The following is a 20,553-nucleotide window of genomic DNA, read 5'->3' as shown; positions in this document are numbered from 1 at the left end:
TTATTTAAGATTATTTTTTGGCCAGAAGCACTTTCCATGCAGAAAATACATCATCGTTATCTAAGTATTTTTTAGCTTCTTGATGCACCTTTTGTTTGTCATCTGAGCTCAATACTCCTTTCACAGAAAAATTCTGTTTTACAAATATACTAACTTCTTCTATTGTAGGCAAGGCTTCAATATTTCCTAATTTACCCAAATCATTCCCGTCAAATACGGCACTTTCCTTGACATGATTCGGGATAGCGTCAACACCAATACCCAAAGTCACCAAAGGTTTCGGCACTTCAAATAATCCTTGATTCGACCTGGAATACCAATTCCCGCCTAAACGAGAAACTAAATCAATTTTATACTGATCAATCACTCCATTTTCGTCCAAAATCGCTTCATCGATATGAATTTTTACCACCTCACAAAGAATTAAATTCCCAGCTCCGCCCTCAGTGCCTAACGGAATTATCTGATTCACTTTACATTCAAACTGCACCGGCGATTCTTTAACCCTATACGGCTTCACAATATCCGAGGGAATTGCGGTTAAACCGGCCTTCAAAAACTCGTTTACGCCATCGGCATATTCGGTACTTGCAAGAGAAGTTTGTTGTACGATATTAAAGTTAACGACATTGATCACCACTTCTTTGGTTGCTTCACAATTCATCAAAGTATGCTTAATTGAATTATCGCGCACGCGTCTTGAAGGCGAAAAAACTAAAATAGGCGGATTAGCGCTAAAAACATTAAAGAAACTAAAAGGGGATAAATTTGGATTCCCTTTTTCATCTACGGTACTTGCAAAAGCTATTGGCCTTGGACCAACAGCGCCTTGTAAATATCCTTGTAATTTAGCAGTTGCAATACTTTTGGGATCAATACTAATCATATTTATTTTGGTTTCGCCATTTTATTTTACAAAAATAAGTAAATCGTTTTGTAAAAAAAGAAGCTAGCTCTATTTAATCTTAAAAAATACTTTTAACAATAATCCCTCTATTAAAAACTGAAATAATACTGCGTATATTTCGTTATATTTATACCTCAAAATCTCATTTATGCAGTTTTCTAAAAAAAGAAACACCACACGCTGGGTCATTATTACCGCCTCTTTCTTTATTATTTCACTAATTCTATGGAATACGTATACCTTTTTTCAAATATTCAAAAACGAAGAGCGTCTAAAAATGAATCTTTGGGCAAACGCCCAAAAAACACTAAAAACAGCTGGAGAAAATACGGATGTTGAACTTCCGTTACTGATTTTCAGCAACAATACTTCCATCCCTATCATTCTTACTGAACACGACAGCATTATAAACACCGTTAACATTGACGAAGAAATCATAAAAAACACTGATAAAGCCGCTGATTTTTTATCTGATTTAAAAAGTGAAAATGACCCCATTGTAATTGAATATGTACCCGGTAAATTTCAAAAACTATACTATGGAAATTCGGCCTTACTCAATAAACTCAAATACTATCCCATAGCCTTGTTGCTCATCATTTTCTTATTTGTCGCCTTGGTTTACAATTTTTACAAAAGTACCCGAATAGCCACACAGAACAAACTTTGGGCTGGAATGGCTAAAGAAACCGCACATCAAATTGGGACTCCACTCTCTTCTCTAATAGGCTGGGTCGAACTACTAAAAACCGAAAATATTGACAAAAATACCACGGCCGAAATCGAAAAAGACATCGAACGCCTGCAAACCATTACGGATCGTTTCTCAAAAATAGGCTCTGAACCTGTACTTGAAAAAAAAGATATTATTGAAGAAACCCTACAGTCATACAACTACCTGCAATCCCGATTTTCCAAACAAATTGAATTTACTTTCGAAGGTCCAAAAATGCCTCTTTATGTAATGCTCAACCCTATCTTACATAGTTGGACGATTGAAAACTTGGTGAAAAACGCCATTGACGCCATGAAAGGAAGAGGAAAACTATCTATAAAAATTGAACAAGACAATGAGATAGTAAAAATAAATATTACAGACAGTGGCAATGGAATTCAGAAAAAACAATTCAAAACCATCTTCGAACCTGGCTTCACTACCAAAAAAAGAGGCTGGGGATTAGGACTTTCCTTGACCAAAAGAATAGTAGAAGAATACCACAAAGGAAGTATAAAGGTATTGAACTCCGAAATTGGGAAAGGAACCACTATGCAGCTTTCATTCAAAAAAACAAGTTAATTTAACGGGATTCCAAACCAAGACACTTTCGAAAACATTGTTTTTCTAACTAATTTAGATTTTCCTAAATAGTCTTTTACAAACAAAGCATGTTCTTCGGCTTGGGCCAAAGCGGTTGCAATACTACTTTTAATCGAAGTTAAGTTTGATGCATTCTCACTCCCTACTGAACCAATACTATAGATATCATTCTGACATTTGATTAATTTCTCTCTTGGAATTTGGATCATACTATTGATTTGCTCATCCGGAAAAGTAGGTTTAAACTTTTTATTTCTGTAATTAATAAAATCATTCAATAAAACCACCGCCTCATTCATCTCATTCACGATTGAATTCAATTTATCAATACTTATACTTTGTCTCAAATAAGCTATATTCTTCTTTTTACCTTCATAACGCTCCAGAATCATGGCGTTTTTCAAACCGTTTTCCTCTATTCTTTTGGCAGTCTCAAACAATTGATCAATCTCTGACAAGCCATTGTACTTGACAATTTCTTTTTCAAAGTCAAAGTACTTCTTCGTTTTATTAATTTGGATTTTACCTTCATAAAACTCCCCATTGGTTATGGGATAATTCAGGAATTGCCATAAATAATCAAACGAAATATGAGAGGCAATCATTTTTGTAGGCGCAACCTTAAAATAAGCATCGTTTATTTTTTTATAAAACTTGCCGTTATTAACGTATCCTGCGCCCCATGTTGGGTCAAAAAGAAACCATTGTCCATCAATTTTTGCCACAACCCAAGCGTGAGCCAAATCTCCCACTTTTCCGTTTTGTTTTGTATAGCCCTCGATGATATAAGACTCGATACCTATTTTCTTAGCAATATCATTAAAAACAGCAGCATAGTGACTACAAACTCCTTTTTTTGTCTGTACTGTCTTGGTTATTTTTTCTAGTTCTGTCTCATTGAAATTTACAGCAAACATATTCGCTACATCATAGCTTATATTAGAAGCAGTCCAATGAAAGGCAGCACGAATTTTATCATTGTCCGTTTTGAAATTAGTACTAATAAACGCTGCTATCCCAGCCGTGGAACTACTCAAATCCCTAGGAATTACAGTCATTTTATTATCAACTACGGTGTAAGTCGTTTTCGTTTGAGCAAAACTAAAAACGGATAAAAACAAGATTAAAAATGAAAAATAGTTTCTCATACTCGTTAAATTATTTCATAAAAAAAAACACGACAAAAATCGTGCTTCTTTTTAATAGAATTATGTTGCTATAAATTAGATTGAATGCTTTGTGCCAAAGCTTCAAATTCTTCTTTGGTCAAAGAAACTTTATTTTGAAATCGCATTTCGTCCATTTCATTCAAGGGAATTAAATGCACATGGGCATGAGGTACTTCAAGTCCTACAACGGCCATTCCAATTCGTTTACAAGGAACAGTTTTCTCTAGCGCAATGGCAATCTTTCTTGAAAAATGCATCAAGCCCAAATAATGTGCTTCATCCATGTCAAATATTTTATCGACTTCAAACTTCGGGATACAAAGCGTATGTCCTTTTGCATTTGGATTTACATCCAAAAAAGCCAAATAATTCTCGTCTTCGGCAATTTTGTAACAAGGTATTTCCCCGTTTACTATTTTGGTAAATATTGAACTCATTTTTTACTTTGTAATTTTTAAAAACTAATAATTAGTCGCGGGAAATTTCTAGAATTTCAAATTTCAAAACCCCGTTTGGAACCGTAATTTCGGCAACTTCACCAATGGATTTCCCTAATAAACCTTTCCCAATTGGAGAAGTAACGGATATCTTTCCGGTTTTCAAGTCAGCTTCACTTTCGGCAACCAAGGTATACTTCATTTCCATGCCATTAGCCTGATTTTTGATTTTCACGCTAGACAAGACTAATACCTTAGAAAGATCAAGGTTCGTTTCATCAATCAATCTTGCATTAGAATGTATTTCCTCTAATTTGGCAATTCTCATCTCCAACATTCCCTGTGCTTCCTTTGCCGCATCATATTCTGCATTTTCTGACAAATCTCCTTTATCTCTTGCCTCAGCTATATCAGCAGATGCTTTTGGACGCATCACACTTTTCAAATAATCCAATTCTTCTCTTAACTTTTTTAATCCTTCTGCGGTGTAATAAGATATTGCGCTCATAGTTTCGTCATTTATTTAAATAGAAAAAATCCCATCAGGACGGGATTTCTTTCCACAAAGATACTTTTATTTTCTTTAGTCTAAAATTATATGTTAATCATATATATAAGTCAAAGTTAAATAAATTAAATTTGTTTAACTAATACTTTTAATTTATTTTAAAAAATGAAAAAACACCTTCTCCTACTCCTGATTGTGCCTTTCTTTTTTGGCTGTAGCGATAATGGTTTTAACAATAAAAACCCATATATCCCTAATTATAGTTTTTCGGTAAATCTAAATTTGGCTTTTTATCAGAATCTTACCTATCCAGGAAATGCCATTTATTACTCGGGAGCTGGCGTAGGATCTAGAGGTATTTACGTTTTTAATACCGGTAGTGGTTACAATGCTTTTGATGCGGCCTGTCCTAATCAAAGCTTGGATTCCTGCACTAACTTGACTTTAAAAGGAATCAATCTGGTATGTCCCTGCGACAAATCTGAATATAGCTTATATACAGGTCTAAGTCAATCGGGATTGCAATATCCTTTAAAACAATATAGGGTTGAAGTGAATGGAACTGTGCTGCGGGTTTATAATTAAAACTAAAAAAGGTTGAAAGTTTAAAACTTTCAACCTTTTTTACTATTTACATTCTTATCTTTAAAACTTCAATGTCAATCCGGCAAGGAAATTAATTCCGGCTTGCGGATAATAACCTGCCCCTTCAATTGTGGTAACAGCAGGCGGATTAGAATAATCATCATCATAAGTATAGAAATACCCATTAGACACGTATTTATAGTCAAAAATATTATTCACCAAAGCAGACAGCAATATTGATTTAAAAACCGACTTTGGTTTAAATTCATACGAAACGTTCAAATCATTTACAAAATAGGATTTCAACTTAGATCCATCTGAGTCTATGTTACCCATGTATTGCTCTCCAACAAATTTAGACAACAACGATATTTGAAGATTTTTAACTGGTAAAAAGTTCACCATATTCCCGGCAATAAAATCAGGTGAATACGCAATATTTGTATTTCCCAAGGCGGTCAAAACGCCATCTCTCTTAAAGAAAAAATCTTTGTTTTTATTGGTACTTATTGTCGCATTAGGTTTGATAAACAAATTATCTAATATTGCAATTGTAGCATCAAGCTCAAGACCCAAACGGTAACTGTCTCCGCTATTTTCACGAACAGGAGCACCAACATCGTCTAAGGCTCCGGTAAGAATCAATTGATCTTTGTAGGCCATATAATAAACATTGGCATTGAATTTTACTTTTGAGCTAACGTGGCGCAAACCTAATTCAAAATCATTCAGTTTCTCCGGTCTTGGACTACCGTTTTCATAATCGGTTCTATTAGGCTCCCTATTCGCTCTGGCATAAGAAAAATACAAAGCGTTATTGGCGTTGATTTCAAAATTCAAACCCGCTTTTGGGTTAAAGAAATTAAAATTGTCGTTAACTAAACCTGCTTCTGCGCTATTTGCTTTATAATGCACATTTCTAAGTTGCAAATCTCCAAACAAACTAAGCTTTTCGGCAATTTGATAATTGGCTTTCACAAAAATATTCCCGTCTGTTCTTGAAGCGAAATCATCGTAATAACGATCATCCAATTCACTTTGTGAAGCATAACGCGCCCAGATTATTTTCCCAAAATGAGCTCCTTCGTATTTGTTGTATCCACCGCCAAAAATCACATCCAATTTTTCGTCTTTGTAATTAGCCGAAAAAGTGGTTCCATAAAAATCATTGTCCAGCCATTTTTGACGAATTAAATCAGTTCTATTAATTATGGCTCCATTAATAACAATTGGAGTTAAACCATAAGCCGAAAATTTCGCATCTTCTTTGTAATTCTCATAATAGCCTTTTCCTTTGGTGTAATGAAAAGCCAAATTCGTGTTCCAATTTTCAGCCACTTTTTCATTCCAATGCAACTGATAATGGTCTTGCTGGTAATTATCGGTTTCATTGTCATAAAAACGAGTGTTCCCAAATTCATCGGTATACATTCCTGCAGTATTGTAGGTTCGGTCATTTTTTAGTTTATCCAAATCTTCCAAACCGTTCCAAGACTGATACGTTTTCTCCATTCCTCCAAAAGCCAACGCTTTTATTAAAGTGGCTTTACCCACATAAGTTCCTTGCAAGAAATAGGATTTCAAATCAGAAAAAGCCCTGTCAATATAGCCATCTGACTTAAGAGCAGATACTCGACCTGCTAATTCAAAATGATCATCAATTAATCCGGTACTGAATTTTACAGTATGCTTTCTGGTATTGAAACTTCCAAAAGAATTAGAGATTTCCCCATTGCTTTCCTTGGCAAAAGAATCCGTCAACATATTCAAACTCGCTCCAAAAGCTCCAGCACCATTAGTCGAAGTTCCCACACCACGCTGCAACTGCAAACTTTCTATCGAAGAAGCAAAATCTGGCATGTTTACCCAAAAAGTCCCATGACTTTCGGAATCATTGTAAGGAATCCCATTAATAGTTACATTGACTCTGGTTGCATCGCTACCACGGACACGAATCCCTGTGTAACCTACTCCATTTCCGGCATCACTAGTCGTAACTACAGATGGTAAAAAAGTCATCAAAATAGGAATATCTTGTCCTAAATTTCGAAATTTAATCTCTTTTTTATCGAGGTTGCTAAAACTTACCGGTGTTTTTGTGCTGGCACGAACTGCCGAAACCAAAACGGCATCGAGCTGATTGACTTTGGTCGTGTCTTTGACTTGTGAAAAAGTGAAAAGTGAAAAGTGAAAAATGAAAAGTATAAAAAATACTCGAATTGAACTGTTTGGGTTCTTGCTTTTTGGCTCTTGGCTCTTTTTGTAAAATAAAGTATTCATCCGTAAAAAAATTACGAATAAAAGGGGGAATTATTCTTTTTGTTAAATTAATAAATGATTGTTTCCTATGACAAATAGATAGTGTGCACGCTACGTTTTTGTCATTTTTTCCCTTAGCAACATTACTTGCTCAGGTTCGTTGGGTATAATCTCAGCTCGTTATTTAGAGCACCCCTTTGAGACGCGGCAAATTTAGAAAAGATTTTTAGATATTCAGATTGTTTATCCCTTAGATTTAAAAAAAATAATTCCATTCCAGAAAACACTATCAATTTAAATCTGGTTTTCTGCGGTTTAGCTTGGTTTGAGAAATATTCTTTTTGTCCTTAATTCGCTTTCTAATGGCTGATTTTGGTATCTTGGTTGCTTTTCTTTCTTTAGGAACCAGCAATCCTTTTTTGATCAATTCCAAAAAACGCTTCGTAACAATTTCTTTATTTTTAAGCTGACTGCGGTTCTCATCACAATTTAATATTAAGATCAAATCAGAGGTTAATCTTGAAGCCAAATTCGTTTGCAACAGTAACTTTTCTTCTTCGGACAATGCCTGAGATTGTTTTAAATCAAAAGTCAAAACCACCTTTGATGCAACTTTGTTCACATTTTGTCCACCAGCTCCACTGCTTCGAACAGCCTTATACTGTAACTCAGATATTATTTTATGCGTTTCCATTTAGACTGAATTTATTTCAGTTAGATTAATGTGATTGATGTGCTGGTTTCAATAAATCGTTTACCGTTTTTACGGGATTAAAAGTAATCAAAGGCACTTCGACAAAAACTGTCAGCCAATTTGCCATAGCTCCATTCCACAAACCTGGTAATTCATAGGCTTTAATACATTTTCCCGAACTGTTTTTTTCAACAATAAAACCGCTATTGTGATTTACAAACTGCAATAAATCAAACTTTTCGTTTTTGTAATTTTTGATTCCGCAAACAAGATCAACAGGGTTAAAATGGGTGGCATCAGCAAGAATCTTGGCTTGATTTTCATCATTCAAATCCACTTGCGAGGATTCTACAATCTGAAGTGAAACTGTATTATCCTCATTCCTGACCCAAAACGGTCCACCTCCGGGTTCTCCTTCATTCTTCACCATTCCACAAACTCGAATGGGTCTATTTAAAGCATTGTTGACAAATTTAATTTTATTTTCCAAAGCCAAGGCATCAAAACCCGCTTCCATTTCTACATTTAATTTCGTTTCTAAGAAAACCCTAATTCCTTCAACTTGTTCTTCATTTATCGAATTTTGATCCATTAGCTTCAAATAACTAAAAATTTGCTGCTGTAATCCAACCAATATCCCCGCCAAAGCCTTTTTATACAACGCATTTTTCTCGTTGTTATCATGAATAACATTGTCAATGTTTTTTATAAAAATGACCTCAGCATTTAATTTATTCAAATTCTCAATGAGAGCGCCATGTCCTCCCGGTCTAAAAACCAGTTGGCCTTCATCGTCTCTAAACGGCTTATTTTCCAGATCAACAGCCAGCGTATCGGTACTTTTATCCTGATAGGAGTAAGATACATTTATTGCCGTTTTAGATTCCTCTTCCACCTTAGCTTTTATCGAATTGATTATGCTCTCAAATTGATCTTGATGCGCCTCAGAAACGGTAAAATGCAGATGAGATTGCCCATTAGAACTGCCATAATAACTACATTCGTACAAATGCTCCTCTATTGGTGTGGCAATATTGGTTGCATATTTATGAAAAGGCAAAATCCCTTTTGGTTTATTGGCAAAATCAAAATAATCCGAAGACAAGAGGAATTTTATAAAATAATAATTCTTATAGTCGTTTTCCAAAGCATCAAAACTTGGAAATTCTTCTCTTAGCTTTCTATCAATTGCCTCAAAAAACGGAAACTTCTCCATAGCGACAATAAAAATCGACAATTCGCTGTCTTTTTTTCGATTGATATAAGCATTGATAGTTTCATTATTAATATCAAATTCATTTAAAAAAGCAATCAAAAACTTGAACATCCTTGTGGCTGCACCCGAAGCAGGAACAAATTTCAGCAGATTTAGGGATTGTTTATTGGCATCAAAAAAAGCTGCCCTTTCTATAAAATCCGTTTCAGAAAGTTTCAAAATCCCATTATATAAGGTTGCCGGCTGTACCAACAGTGTTTTGGAGATTCCGTTTTGAAGGAATTGCAATTGTTTTTGAATCTTCTCTATTGAAATTCCACGAGTATAAATCTGAACAAAATCAAGCGAAGAAAATCCCAATTCTTTCGCTTTAGTTAAATCATCAGTAATAGAAATTGCCGTATTCAATCTCAATTTTTGATCTCCCGAAAGAGTAATAAAAGGTTTTTTATTATCAATCAATGATTGCTTGAAAACTTCAAAAACGTTTTCTCGTCCTTCGGCTGTATCTCTTAAATCATCTTTTTCCCAAGGAACATCAATATCTGTCAGAAAAAACAAATCGTATTCGTGTTCCTGAGCCGCTTTGTCCAGCAAAGGATCACAATAGTTATAATAAACTTCCGAAAACACCTTAGTCACCAATAAATTAGTATCGCAAAAAAGGTATTTATTGGCGATCGACAGCTTTTCGTTTTCCAATTGCGTTTGACCATAAGCAATAGGCAACATATCATTTACATCACAAATAAGCTGGCTCTTATCCCATTTCTCTTGAAGATATTCCCTTGCAAATTCAGGAGCCCAAGCCGTTTTATAATGTCCAGCGAGTTGTTTTGCCAATGTCGTTTTGCCGGTGCTTTCAGGACCAAACAAAGCGATTTTTATAATTGCGGATTGCTTTTGTTTAAGATTTTTCTCCATTCTAAATAGGCCGAAATAGCCATTATTGTAAAAATTAAATATTGCAAAGATAACATTCCCAGTCCACGATAAGCATACAAAGGAGTCACAATTATATCACCGATTATCCAAAGTGTCCAGTTTTCGATTTTCTTGTTAGCCATAAACCACATTCCGGTAAAAAATATTCCCGAGGCAATAATGTCTAAATAATTTTCCTTATGAATCTCGTAATCGAACCATTTGTATATCCCAAAAACCACTAAAACTGTAATAAAAAACAATAAAATTCCAATGGCTTTTTCTTTGGTATTTGTTCTTGTTATAGGCAATTCTTCGGTATCATTTACTTTGCGACCCCATTTATACCAGCCATAAATACTCATAATAGAGAAATAGCCATTAATCATCATATCACCCAGATAACCAGCAACAAAAAGCAAATAAACCGAAATAACTGTTGCAATCAATCCCGTTGGGTAAACCCAAATATTCTCTTTTTTGGCAAACCAAACACTTAAAATTCCGAATACAAAAACAACAAACTCCAATATGATTTGAGTAATTGAGGCATTCTTGTAAGCATCTAGAAAAAATTCTATCATTTTAGTTCATATTTAAATTTCAAATAGTGATAAAAAATTAACGAATGCTGCTTTTTGATTGCTCCGCTATTCTAAAATCAAAAAAATTCATGTCATTTTCAAAAGCCGTCCCAATGACCACTAAATCAGCTCCCGCTTCATAGGCATTTTGAATTTCGCGCAAATTTACGATTCCGCCTCCAACAATTAAGGGGATTCCTATATTTTTAGAAACTAATCCAACCATTTCTAAAGGAATTGCCTGTTGGGCACCGCTTCCGGCTTCCAGATAAATTAATTTATTACCAAGCATTTCTCCGGCTTGAGCGGTTGCCAAAACCAAATCCGAATTATTTCTGTCTAAAGGTTTTGTTTTGCTAATTCTTTCAACGGCAGTTTCTCCGCCGCTTTCTATCAAAACATATCCGGTAGGAATTATTTCAAGACTAGTTTGCCTCAAAATGGGTGCCGCTTTTACCTGATGTTCTATCAAATAATCGGGATTTCTTCCCGAGATCAATGACAGAAACAAAATCGCATCGGCTTTGTCCGAAATTTGCGAAGGATTTCCCGGAAAGAGTACGATTGGCAAAAGACAATTTTGTTTTATCTTTAAAATTAATTCGTCAAGAATAGTAGTGGTAACCAAGCTTCCGCCGATGAAAATATGTGTTCCCGGCGATTGGTTGATTTTTGAAATCAGATTGTCTAAATTCCCCCAAACGATCTTGTCAGGATCCAGCAAAATAGCCAATAATTTTTGACCATCCAACTTCGCCCGAAGTATTTGACAATATATATCTTTATTTTTCATAACGAACGTAAAAATATAGGTTTTTTGAAAGCCAGCATTACTTTTATAAAATTTATCTTTGTTTTAGGATTCTAAAATACAAAAGAAAAAAGCCATGATCGAAATAGAATTACTCGAAAAATATGGAGCGGTACGAAAGCAATACAAAAAGTCGGAAATCATTTTTGAGAAAGGCAATTTGGCAACGCATTATTATCAAATTATTTCGGGAGCCGTAAAAATGAATAATTTTAATGATGAAGGTCGGGAATTCATCCAAGGTTTTTTTTATGCAAATCAGAGCTTTGGCGAACCTCCTCTATTTTTAGACCGAACCTATCCCGCCAACGCCGAAGCCATCGAAGATTGTGAATTACTTAGTATTCCGAAAGACAGTTTCCTGAAATTAATCGCCGAAAATACCGCAGTTTCTATTAAAATCATCGAAAACCTAGCGCAGCGTCTGCATTACAAATCGGTTATGGCGGCGGAGATTTCGACCCAAGATTCGGAGCACCGACTCTTGCAGTTATTTGATTATTCTATTACTTATTTTAATTTTAAAAAAGACAAGAACGGATTTCATATTGATTTGACGCGACAACAAATGGGAGATTTAACAGGCCTTCGGGTAGAAACCGTCATCAGAACCATTAAAACATTGGAAAAAAAAGGAGAGTTGAAAATCGTAAATCGAAAGGTATATCGGTAAAAAAAGCTTTATGACCTAGGTCATAAATAATCGAATCCAAGCGGTCGTAAATTTGTACCAACAAAAACAAATTATCATGACACTTTACAAAAAAACACTCACAGGTTTTGACAACAATTTCATTGGCTCTGCAACATTAATCGTTATTGGACAAAGTTGTTTGGGTTCAGCCGCTGCCATGAATGTTCTTAAAAACGGAACAACTCTAGTACAAATGCTTCAATTGGCCGTTATTGTACTGATTTGTATGCTTGTAAACACTTCTATTTTGGCACAAATGAAACATAAAGTCATACTTAATCTTACCATTATTAGTGTATTTTTCAGCATTTTATTTATTATAATCAATTCCATTACCATCTGATGAGAAAACAAATTGAAAACCGAGACGATCTAAAGCTTTTAGTCGCCACTTTTTATGATAAAATAAGAGCAGACGAGGAAATTGGTTTTTTCTTTAATGAAACCATCAGCAACTGGGACGAACATCTGGAGAAGTTGACCGATTTTTGGGAAACCAATTTATTTGCCGTAAAAAAGTACAAGGGAAACCCAATTTTGGCACATAATGCGGTCGACAAACGTTTTGGTCAGCGCATCACGCCAAACGAATTTGGGATTTGGCTGAATTTGTGGTTCGCTACTTTGGACGAACTTTTTGAAGGCGAAAATGTGGAAATTCTAAAACGAAGAGCCCGAAAAATGGGGACTTTTCTCTATATGAATATTTTTGAAAGTCGGGCTTAAGATTCGTTTTCCTGAAAAGCATAAACCAAGGTAAATCCCTCAATTTCTTCAAAATGAATAATGAAATCTTTGATCAGATTATCAAAATGAAGTTTAACATTGGCTTCTTTACTTTCTAATTCAAAGGCATCGACCTTGATGTGATTTTTGAAACTGATTCCTTTTTCGTTTCGGATTTTGAAAATCGCTTCTTTGGCACCCCAAATCATCGTTAATTTTCGGATGTAATCCGGCATTTTTTCGGGTTCGAGGAATTGAAATTCGCAGTCGCAGAATTTATCGGCGATTTTGATGATTTTCTCGCGCTGCAGTTCGATGTCGATTCCCACAGTTTCGTCGCTGATAATAATTGCCGAAAAATCATGGGAATGCGTTATCGAAATGTGCTTTCCGTCATGCAAGTGCGGTTTCCCGAATTGGTCATAATACAAATCGAAATCCGTATAACCCAATTCCTGCAGCAATTTACGCACACTCAAAAACGCACGTTGCTGCATTTGGGATTTCATTCCACCTAGACGAATACTGTTTTTTTCGTTTAGTTGTATTTCATTGTTTAGTTCCTCGAATGATTCGGTGATTTTCCAAACTAGGATTTGGGTGGCCGAATTGAAATTGATGGTTTTAAAAAGTGGCATATTGGTTTCTTGATTTTATAGCCCCGATGGAAACGGCATCCTTTTTATGCTGAATTCATTTCAGCGTCCTGAAATGAATTCAGCATAAAAAGATATAGTGTACAGCGGGATCAGCTCCTAAAACGAAATCTATCTATAAATTACAGCATTAATATTCAAAAGATTAAGCCATTAAACATTTCACAAATATTCTACAAATTAGTATATTTCTAAAGATATTACGTAATTTTGCACAAAAATTTTCACCCGAGCCTGAAAGGCGAACGGACGAAGTAATTACAAATATACTATAAATGAGTACAACGACTATGCCTTTTGTGGCTTTCAAAGTAAAAGACATTTCCTTAGCGGCTTGGGGAAGAAAAGAAATTGAACTGGCGGAAGCTGAAATGCCAGGTTTAATGGCACTTCGTGCGGAATACAAAGACGAACAACCGCTTGCTGGTGCTCGTATTGCAGGATGTTTGCACATGACGATACAAACTGCGGTTTTGATTGAAACTTTAATCGCTCTTGGAGCTGAAGTGACTTGGAGTTCTTGTAACATTTTCTCTACTCAGGATCAAGCTGCTGCTGCTATTGCTGCTGCTGGAATTCAAGTTTATGCTTGGAAAGGTCTAAACGAAGAAGATTTTGACTGGTGTATCGAGCAAACTCTTTTCTTTGGTGAAGACAGAAAACCATTAAACATGATTCTTGATGATGGTGGAGATTTAACAAACATGGTTATTGACCGTTACCCACATTTAGTTGAGGGAATCAAAGGATTGTCTGAAGAAACTACCACTGGAGTTCACAGACTTTATGAAAGAGTAAAAGCGGGAACTTTACCAATGCCTGCAATTAACGTAAATGACTCGGTTACTAAATCGAAATTTGATAACAAATACGGTTGTAAAGAATCGGCTGTTGATGCGGTTCGTCGTGCAACTGATATCATGTTAGCTGGAAAAAGAGTTGTTGTATGTGGATACGGTGACGTAGGAAAAGGAACTGCAGCTTCTTTTAGAGGTGCCGGTTCTATTGTAACTGTTACTGAAATTGATCCAATTTGTGCTTTACAAGCTGCAATGGACGGTTTTGAAGTAAAAAAATTAAACACCGTTGTTGGAAATGCTGATATCATCATCACAACTACAGGAAATAAAGACATCGTTTTAGGTGAGCACTTCGAGCAAATGAAAGACAAAACTATCGTTTGTAACATCGGACACTTTGATAACGAAATTGATATGGCTTGGTTGAACAAAAACCACGGTGCATCTAAAATTGAAATCAAACCACAGGTTGACAAATACACAATCGCCGGAAAAGATATCATCATTCTTGCCGAAGGTCGTTTAGTAAACCTAGGTTGTGCTACAGGTCACCCAAGTTTTGTGATGAGTAATTCATTCACCAACCAAACTTTGGCTCAAATCGAATTGTGGAAAAACAGCGCAGCATACAACAATGACGTTTATATGTTACCAAAACACCTTGATGAGAAAGTGGCTATGTTGCACCTTGCTAAATTAGGCGTAGAACTAGAAACTTTACGTGACGATCAAGCAGCTTACATTGGTGTTGCTGTTGAAGGTCCATTCAAACCAGAATATTACAGATACTAAATAATTTAAGATTGTAGATTTTTAATTTACGATTTCAGAATTACAACCCTTACAGCGAACTGAACTAAATTCAGTTTGAATGTAAGGGTTTTTTTATGCGTGCTCGACAACAACACCTGCTAGCTGAAAAATAATTTTTCTATAAACCATTAAACCTTTCTAATTATTTGACATCTAAAAACCAGTCAAATAAATTTAATATGCTAAAGTACTATTCCATTCTGCTTTTTTTAATTTTTCCTTTTCTAACTAATGCTCAAGAACAATACAGCATTACTGGTAAAGTTTTAAACATCAATGACCAAACTCCGCTAGAAGCAGCTACCGTCTATTTTTCTACTGTAAAAGATTCGGCCGTATTAGAATATGCTACTACAAACAAGGAAGGCATTTTTAAATTTATGACTAAGAAATACGATAAACCTGTATTTCTAAAAGTCAGCTTTATGGGATTTCAGACATTTACAGAAGAACTGACCAAAATTTCAGAAAACAAAAACTTCAATACTATTTACCTATCTGAATCCTTCAACACATTGGATGGAGTAACGATAAAAACAGAAGCCCCGCCTATTCGAGTAAAAAAAGACACCTTAGAATTTAACGCCTCTTCTTTTAAGGTGCGCCCAGACTCTAATGTAGAAACGCTGCTAAAACAATTGCCCGGTGTTGAAATTGACAGTGACGGAAAAGTTTCGGTTAATGGAAAAGACGTAACCCAATTTCTAGTCAATGGAAAAACCTTTTTTGACAAAGATGGAGCGATGATTTTAAAAAACTTACCTGCCGAGATCATCAATAAAGTTCAGGTTTCTGACTTTAAAACCAAAAAAGAAGAACTATCAAAACAAGAATCTACTTCTGATTTTTCGAGTATTAACTTCACTATCGACGACAACAAAAACAAAGGTATGTTTGGGAAATTTTTAGGAGGCTACGGCACAGACAATCGTTATGAAAGCAGCATGGTAATGAACTTCTTTAATAACAAACAAAAAATTAGCGTTTTAGCTTCCTCTAATAACATCAACTCTACAGGCTTCTCTATGGATGAAGTTTTTGACAGCATGGGTGGTGGGAGAAACAATAACGGAGGAAACAGTTCTTCCTCAGGAAGAGGAATTACAAAGTCAAATTTAGGAGGATTTAACTATACTGACGAATGGTTTAAAGGTTTTGATGCTTCGGCAAATTACTCGTTTAACAATACCAATACCACAAACGACAACCGATCTAAAACAATAAATCTTCAACCCACCGGGAATTTCACAACAGAATCTAATTCAAGCTCAAAAGATGAAAACACCGGAAATAAAGCTAATTTTGAATTGGAATATAAAATTGATCCTAGAACACGAATAGTCGTTAGGCCAAATGTCAATTTATCTCGTTCGAATAGTTCTAATAACTCCGACAGCTTTTCTAAAGACGAAAATGACCAATTTTTAAACGAAAGCAATTCAATATCGTTGCGAGAAAACCAATCAAGCAGTTTTGGAAATTCGATTAATTTCAATAGAGCTTTTGAAAAAAAAGCACGTAATTTAAGTTTTGTTTTCAACAACAATAACAACAACAGCGACTCAGACACTTTTGCTGAATCTACCACAATTCTTTACAAGGATGGTTTATTCGAATCAAATGATATTCGAAATCAAAAGAGCAAAAACGACAACATCTCGGATTCCTATTCGGCCGATATCGAATACACTGAACCTATTACCGACTCTTTGCGTGTCCGCTTTGGAGCTGATTTTGACTGGAGGAATGAGATCAAAGATTTAAAAACCTACGATTTTGATACCAATTCAAACAGCTTTTCAATTTTAAATGAAGGATTATCGACTTACACTACTTCCAGACAAAACTCAATTAGTCCAAAAGTTGGCTTGAGTTTTGAGAAGAATAAATTTACTTTTAACTTAAACTCCAGCACTTCGATTATACAATTTGACAACTACTCGCTCTACAAAGGAGAAGCTGCCAATTTAAATAAAAAATACCTGCTGCCTTATGGAGGCGCACAAATCAGATATCGAATCGAGCGCTCTAAATTTATTGCTTTAAAATATGATTACCTTAATAGCTTGCCCTCATCAAATCAATTATTAGCGATTACTAATTTATCTAATCCACTGAACACTGTAATAGGAAATCCCGATTTAAATCCCAATGAAAAGCACAATATTAACTTAGATTTCAGGAATTTTGATTTCAGAACTCGTTCCGGCTACAGTTTATTTGCAAGCGCAACTTTTAATAATAGCGAAATTGTTTCAAGCACTGTTTTTGATGAAAGCAGAAAAAGAACAACGACCTACGAGAACATATCAGGAACCTATTCGACTTCACTGGGAGGAAACTGGAATCAAACCATAAAAAAGGAGGAACATGTCTTTCGATATGGAATAGGCCTTAGAGGTAGCTATTCATTGAACAAAGGTTTTACAGACGGCGTTTTATATGAGGCTAAATCAATAGGAATCAGTCCTAGAATGTATTTTAATTATGATTACGGAGAATTATTAACCATCGCCCCTTCCTACAGCATGTCGTATAATGAATCCAAATATCAAAATTATCAGATTAGCGGAAGATCGAATGCTGTTCACAGAATTAATTTACAAACCACAAACTACTGGCCTAAAAATTGGATTTTCGGAAATGACTTTGGCTACACTTATGATGCCAGCAGAACAAATAATAATTTCTACCAATGGAACTCTAGCTTGTCCTATGGTTTATTTGACAAAAAACTGATTGCAAAAATAAAGGTATATGACGTTCTGAATCAAAATCAGAGTTATTCCAGAACCATTTCGGCCACAACTATACGCGATGAAGAAAACACTATTTTAAAGCGATACGCCTTATTTTCTTTAACCTATAAAATCGAAGATTTTGCTGGCATGAAAAAAATCCCTGGAAATAGAGATAACAACAGAAGAGGCGGACAAAATTTTAGAAACGACTAAAACCCTCACAAAACACTTCCATTAAATTCAAAAACCAAAAGCCGTTCTTAGGACGGCTTTTTTTATGAGTTCAAAACGGAAAAGAATAAACTTTTAAATTGACCAAATCACAAACACAATCACTCCCTTTAAAAAGCTAAGAACACAAAAAAACCCGCTTCTTTCGAAACGGGTTTTTAAATAAATTGAGAAAATCAATTATGCTTCAACTTCAAAAGGAAGGATTGAAACGTATGATTTATTATCTCTTTTCTTTTGGAAGTGTACCACTCCATCTACTCTTGCGTGTAGGGTGTGATCTTTACTGATGTAAACATTTTCACCTGGATTGTGTTTTGAACCTCTTTGTCTTACGATGATGTTCCCTGCAATAGCAGCTTGTCCACCAAAAATCTTAACACCTAAACGTTTCGATTCTGATTCTCTACCATTCTTGGAACTACCGACACCTTTCTTGTGAGCCATGACGTATTAGTTTTATTTTGTTATTATTCTTGAGTATCTTCTTTTTTTGCTTTTGGAGCTTTCTTCACTTTTGGAGCTGCAGTTTCTGCAGTTGCTTCTACCGCCGCTTTTTTAGGAGCTGCTTTTTTAGCACCAGTTGAAGTAATACCTTCAATTACAATTTGAGTAAGACACTGTCTGTGACCGTTTCTCTTTTTGTATCCTTTTCTTCTTTTCTTTTTGAAAACGATAACTTTATCTCCTTTTAAGTGTTGTAACACTTTAGCTTCTACAGAAGCACCTTCTATAGCTGGGGCGCCTAAAGTAACGTTTCCGTTATCGTCTAATAAAAGAACTTTATCAAAAGAAACTTTTGAACCTTCTTCATTAGCCAAACGGTGAACATAAACCTTTAAGTCTTTGCTTACTTTGAATTGTTGCCCTGCTATCTCTACGATTGCGTACATAACAAATTGTTTTATTAATTTTTAAGGTTGCAAATATACAATTAAATATTTACTAAGCAATCAGTTGTATCAAAAAAAATAGCCTCTTTATTTTCGCTTGTTTTAGAAACCATAAACCAGCACAAGTTAGCTTTCTCAAACTTGACTAATCTTGTTAAAAAAGCAGTAATTTTCCTATTTAACCATTAAAAAAAATTACTTTTGATGTAACAATAGAACAACTATTGCTACTTACTACCAACATAATTTTATTAATTCTTATGAAAAAATCAATAATGGCATTAAGCGCCACACTTTTACTTGGAGGAGCTGTTTCTGCTCAAAAAGTAGCCTTCGAAGAATACACTTTAGACAACGGCCTGCATGTTATTTTACAAAATGACCCTTCGGCACCAGTTGTAATCACATCAGTAATGTACCATGTAGGTGCCAAAAATGAAAACCCGGAAAGAACTGGTTTCGCACACTTTTTTGAACATTTATTATTTGAAGGTACCCAAAACATCAAGCGTGGTGAATGGTTTAAAATTGTTACCGGAAACGGAGGAACAAACAATGCCAACACCACTGAAGACAGAACCTATTATTACGAAGTATTCCCTTCTAACAATCTAGAATTAGGACTATGGATGGAAGCCGAAAGAATGCTACACCCAGTAATCAACCAAATTGGCGTTGATACGCAAAACGAGGTCGTTAAAGAAGAAAAAAGATTGCGTTATGACAACAGTCCTTACGGAGAATTGATTCCCGAGGTAAAGAAAAAAATGTTTACAAACCATCCTTATCGCTGGACAACCATTGGATCAATGAACCATCTAGATGCCGCAACACTGGATGAATTTGAAGCATTTAACAAGAAATTTTACGTTCCTAACAATGCTGTTCTTGTTGTTGCCGGAGATTTCGACAAAAACCAAGCTAAAGAGTGGATTCAAAAATACTTTGGCGTTATTAAAAAAGGTGCTCCTATTGAAAGAGAAACTTTCGTAGAAGAACCTATTACCAAAACTATTAAATCTAAATTTGAAGACCCTAACATTCAAATCCCAATGATAGTTGCTTCCTACAGAACGCCATCGATGAAAACTCGTGATGCTAGAGTATTGGATTTCATTTCAACAATCTTAAGCGATGGAAAAAGCTCCAGATTGTACAAAAAAATTGTTGACGACAAAAAAATGGCTTTACAGATTGGTGCATTTAGCTACAACCAGGAAGATTACGGAACATACATCCTGTACGGTTTACCGCAAGCTCCAAGCACAGCTGAGAACATCCTTGCTGAAATTGATGCTGAAATCGTAAAATTACAAACTGAATTAATTTCGGATAAAGAACTAAAGAAATTACAGAATAAGTACGACAATCAGTATGTAAATAGCAACTCTACAATTGAAGGAATTGCCGAGAATCTTGCTACTTTCCACCTGCTATACAAAGACGTAAATCTAATTAACACTGAGATTGAAATATACCATTCTATCACTCCAGAAGAGATTAGAGACGTTGCCAAAAAATACCTAAATCCAAACCAAAGATTAGTATTAGATTATGTTCCAACTGACAAATCCAATAATTAATACC

20 protein-coding genes are annotated in these 20,553 nt (G+C 35.2%); 8 read left to right on the top strand and 12 right to left on the bottom strand.

What is annotated here, in order from left to right:
* Positions 1–10: 10 nt before the first annotated feature.
* Positions 11–886 (bottom strand): flavin reductase family protein, encoded by an 876-nt coding sequence (locus LNP19_RS06050; RefSeq protein WP_230063892.1) that lies wholly within the window; start codon positions 884–886, stop codon positions 11–13.
* Between the two features lie 169 nt (positions 887–1,055).
* Here LNP19_RS06050 and LNP19_RS06045 point away from each other — a divergent pair, with 169 nt between their 5' ends.
* Positions 1,056–2,204 (top strand): sensor histidine kinase, encoded by a 1,149-nt coding sequence (locus tag LNP19_RS06045; RefSeq protein ID WP_230063891.1) that lies wholly within the window; start codon positions 1,056–1,058, stop codon positions 2,202–2,204.
* Here the strand turns inward: LNP19_RS06045 and LNP19_RS06040 are convergent.
* The 3 genes from LNP19_RS06040 to greA all read right to left on the bottom strand — a co-directional run bounded on the left by LNP19_RS06040 (position 2,201) and on the right by greA (position 4,339).
* Positions 2,201–3,373: a transglutaminase domain-containing protein gene (locus LNP19_RS06040; RefSeq protein ID WP_230063890.1), complete on the bottom strand. Its 1,173-nt coding sequence runs from the start codon at positions 3,371–3,373 to the stop codon at positions 2,201–2,203. The genes LNP19_RS06045 and LNP19_RS06040 overlap by 4 nt on opposite strands.
* 68 nt (positions 3,374–3,441) lie before the next feature.
* The gene (locus tag LNP19_RS06035; protein ID WP_230063889.1) at positions 3,442–3,831 is read right to left on the bottom strand and encodes an HIT family protein; all 390 of its coding nucleotides are present in this window, start codon (positions 3,829–3,831) and stop codon (positions 3,442–3,444) included.
* A gap of 31 nt (positions 3,832–3,862) precedes the next feature.
* Positions 3,863–4,339, bottom strand: coding sequence for a transcription elongation factor GreA (gene greA / locus LNP19_RS06030; RefSeq protein WP_230063888.1), 477 nt, complete (start codon positions 4,337–4,339; stop codon positions 3,863–3,865).
* Between the two features lie 165 nt (positions 4,340–4,504).
* On the opposite strand from greA, the gene LNP19_RS06025 reads away from it, so the two are divergent.
* Positions 4,505–4,924 (top strand): Rieske (2Fe-2S) protein, encoded by a 420-nt coding sequence (locus LNP19_RS06025; protein WP_230063887.1) that lies wholly within the window; start codon positions 4,505–4,507, stop codon positions 4,922–4,924.
* 60 nt (positions 4,925–4,984) lie between these two features.
* Here LNP19_RS06025 and LNP19_RS06020 read toward each other — a convergent pair whose 3' ends face one another.
* The 5 genes from LNP19_RS06020 to LNP19_RS06000 form a co-directional block, all read right to left on the bottom strand.
* Positions 4,985–7,204, bottom strand: a complete 2,220-nt coding sequence (locus LNP19_RS06020) for a TonB-dependent receptor (protein WP_230063886.1) — start codon at positions 7,202–7,204, stop codon at positions 4,985–4,987.
* 268 nt (positions 7,205–7,472) lie between these two features.
* Positions 7,473–7,877: an alternative ribosome rescue aminoacyl-tRNA hydrolase ArfB gene (gene arfB / locus LNP19_RS06015; RefSeq protein WP_230063885.1), complete on the bottom strand. Its 405-nt coding sequence runs from the start codon at positions 7,875–7,877 to the stop codon at positions 7,473–7,475.
* A gap of 25 nt (positions 7,878–7,902) precedes the next feature.
* Positions 7,903–10,017: a DUF4301 family protein gene (locus tag LNP19_RS06010; protein WP_230063884.1), complete on the bottom strand. Its 2,115-nt coding sequence runs from the start codon at positions 10,015–10,017 to the stop codon at positions 7,903–7,905.
* Complete coding sequence (gene pnuC / locus LNP19_RS06005) at positions 9,978–10,601, bottom strand: nicotinamide riboside transporter PnuC (protein ID WP_230063883.1); 624 nt, start codon at positions 10,599–10,601, stop codon at positions 9,978–9,980. Before pnuC ends, LNP19_RS06010 begins: the two co-directional genes overlap by 40 nt.
* A gap of 37 nt (positions 10,602–10,638) precedes the next feature.
* Entirely contained in the window at positions 10,639–11,394 is a 756-nt protein-coding gene (locus LNP19_RS06000) for a phosphoglycerol geranylgeranyltransferase (protein ID WP_230063882.1), read from the bottom strand.
* Between the two features lie 94 nt (positions 11,395–11,488).
* On the opposite strand from LNP19_RS06000, the gene LNP19_RS05995 reads away from it, so the two are divergent.
* The 3 genes from LNP19_RS05995 to LNP19_RS05985 all read left to right on the top strand — a co-directional run bounded on the left by LNP19_RS05995 (position 11,489) and on the right by LNP19_RS05985 (position 12,832).
* The gene (locus LNP19_RS05995) at positions 11,489–12,085 is read left to right on the top strand and encodes a Crp/Fnr family transcriptional regulator (protein WP_230063881.1); all 597 of its coding nucleotides are present in this window, start codon (positions 11,489–11,491) and stop codon (positions 12,083–12,085) included.
* A gap of 76 nt (positions 12,086–12,161) precedes the next feature.
* On the top strand, positions 12,162–12,449 hold the full coding sequence (locus LNP19_RS05990) for a hypothetical protein (RefSeq protein WP_230063880.1): 288 nt from the start codon (positions 12,162–12,164) through the stop codon (positions 12,447–12,449).
* Positions 12,449–12,832, top strand: coding sequence for a group III truncated hemoglobin (locus LNP19_RS05985; RefSeq protein WP_230063879.1), 384 nt, complete (start codon positions 12,449–12,451; stop codon positions 12,830–12,832). The genes LNP19_RS05990 and LNP19_RS05985 overlap by 1 nt, the downstream gene beginning before the upstream one ends.
* On the opposite strand, the gene LNP19_RS05980 is transcribed toward LNP19_RS05985, so the two are convergent.
* Positions 12,829–13,470: a 4'-phosphopantetheinyl transferase family protein gene (locus tag LNP19_RS05980; RefSeq protein ID WP_230063878.1), complete on the bottom strand. Its 642-nt coding sequence runs from the start codon at positions 13,468–13,470 to the stop codon at positions 12,829–12,831. The two genes, LNP19_RS05985 and LNP19_RS05980, sit on opposite strands and share 4 nt — an antisense overlap.
* A 293-nt stretch (positions 13,471–13,763) precedes the next feature.
* Between LNP19_RS05980 and ahcY the strand changes: the two genes are divergently transcribed.
* Together ahcY and LNP19_RS05970 are read left to right on the top strand one after the other, a co-directional pair.
* Positions 13,764–15,080: an adenosylhomocysteinase gene (gene ahcY, locus LNP19_RS05975; RefSeq protein ID WP_230063877.1), complete on the top strand. Its 1,317-nt coding sequence runs from the start codon at positions 13,764–13,766 to the stop codon at positions 15,078–15,080.
* A 200-nt stretch (positions 15,081–15,280) separates the two neighbouring features.
* The gene (locus tag LNP19_RS05970; RefSeq protein ID WP_230063876.1) at positions 15,281–18,055 is read left to right on the top strand and encodes an outer membrane beta-barrel protein; all 2,775 of its coding nucleotides are present in this window, start codon (positions 15,281–15,283) and stop codon (positions 18,053–18,055) included.
* 198 nt (positions 18,056–18,253) lie between these two features.
* On the opposite strand, the gene rpmA is transcribed toward LNP19_RS05970, so the two are convergent.
* Together rpmA and rplU are read right to left on the bottom strand one after the other, a co-directional pair.
* Positions 18,254–18,520 (bottom strand): 50S ribosomal protein L27, encoded by a 267-nt coding sequence (rpmA, locus tag LNP19_RS05965; protein WP_066333538.1) that lies wholly within the window; start codon positions 18,518–18,520, stop codon positions 18,254–18,256.
* Between the two features lie 23 nt (positions 18,521–18,543).
* Entirely contained in the window at positions 18,544–18,966 is a 423-nt protein-coding gene (gene rplU / locus LNP19_RS05960; protein ID WP_230063875.1) for a 50S ribosomal protein L21, read from the bottom strand.
* A 260-nt stretch (positions 18,967–19,226) separates the two neighbouring features.
* Between rplU and LNP19_RS05955 the strand changes: the two genes are divergently transcribed.
* Positions 19,227–20,549 (top strand): M16 family metallopeptidase, encoded by a 1,323-nt coding sequence (locus LNP19_RS05955; protein ID WP_230063874.1) that lies wholly within the window; start codon positions 19,227–19,229, stop codon positions 20,547–20,549.
* The last annotated feature ends 4 nt before the right edge of the window (positions 20,550–20,553 follow it).

Source organism: Flavobacterium acetivorans, assembly GCF_020911885.1.
GTDB lineage: Bacteria > Bacteroidota > Bacteroidia > Flavobacteriales > Flavobacteriaceae > Flavobacterium > Flavobacterium acetivorans.
This window is presented reverse-complemented; position numbering and strand designations above follow the sequence as displayed.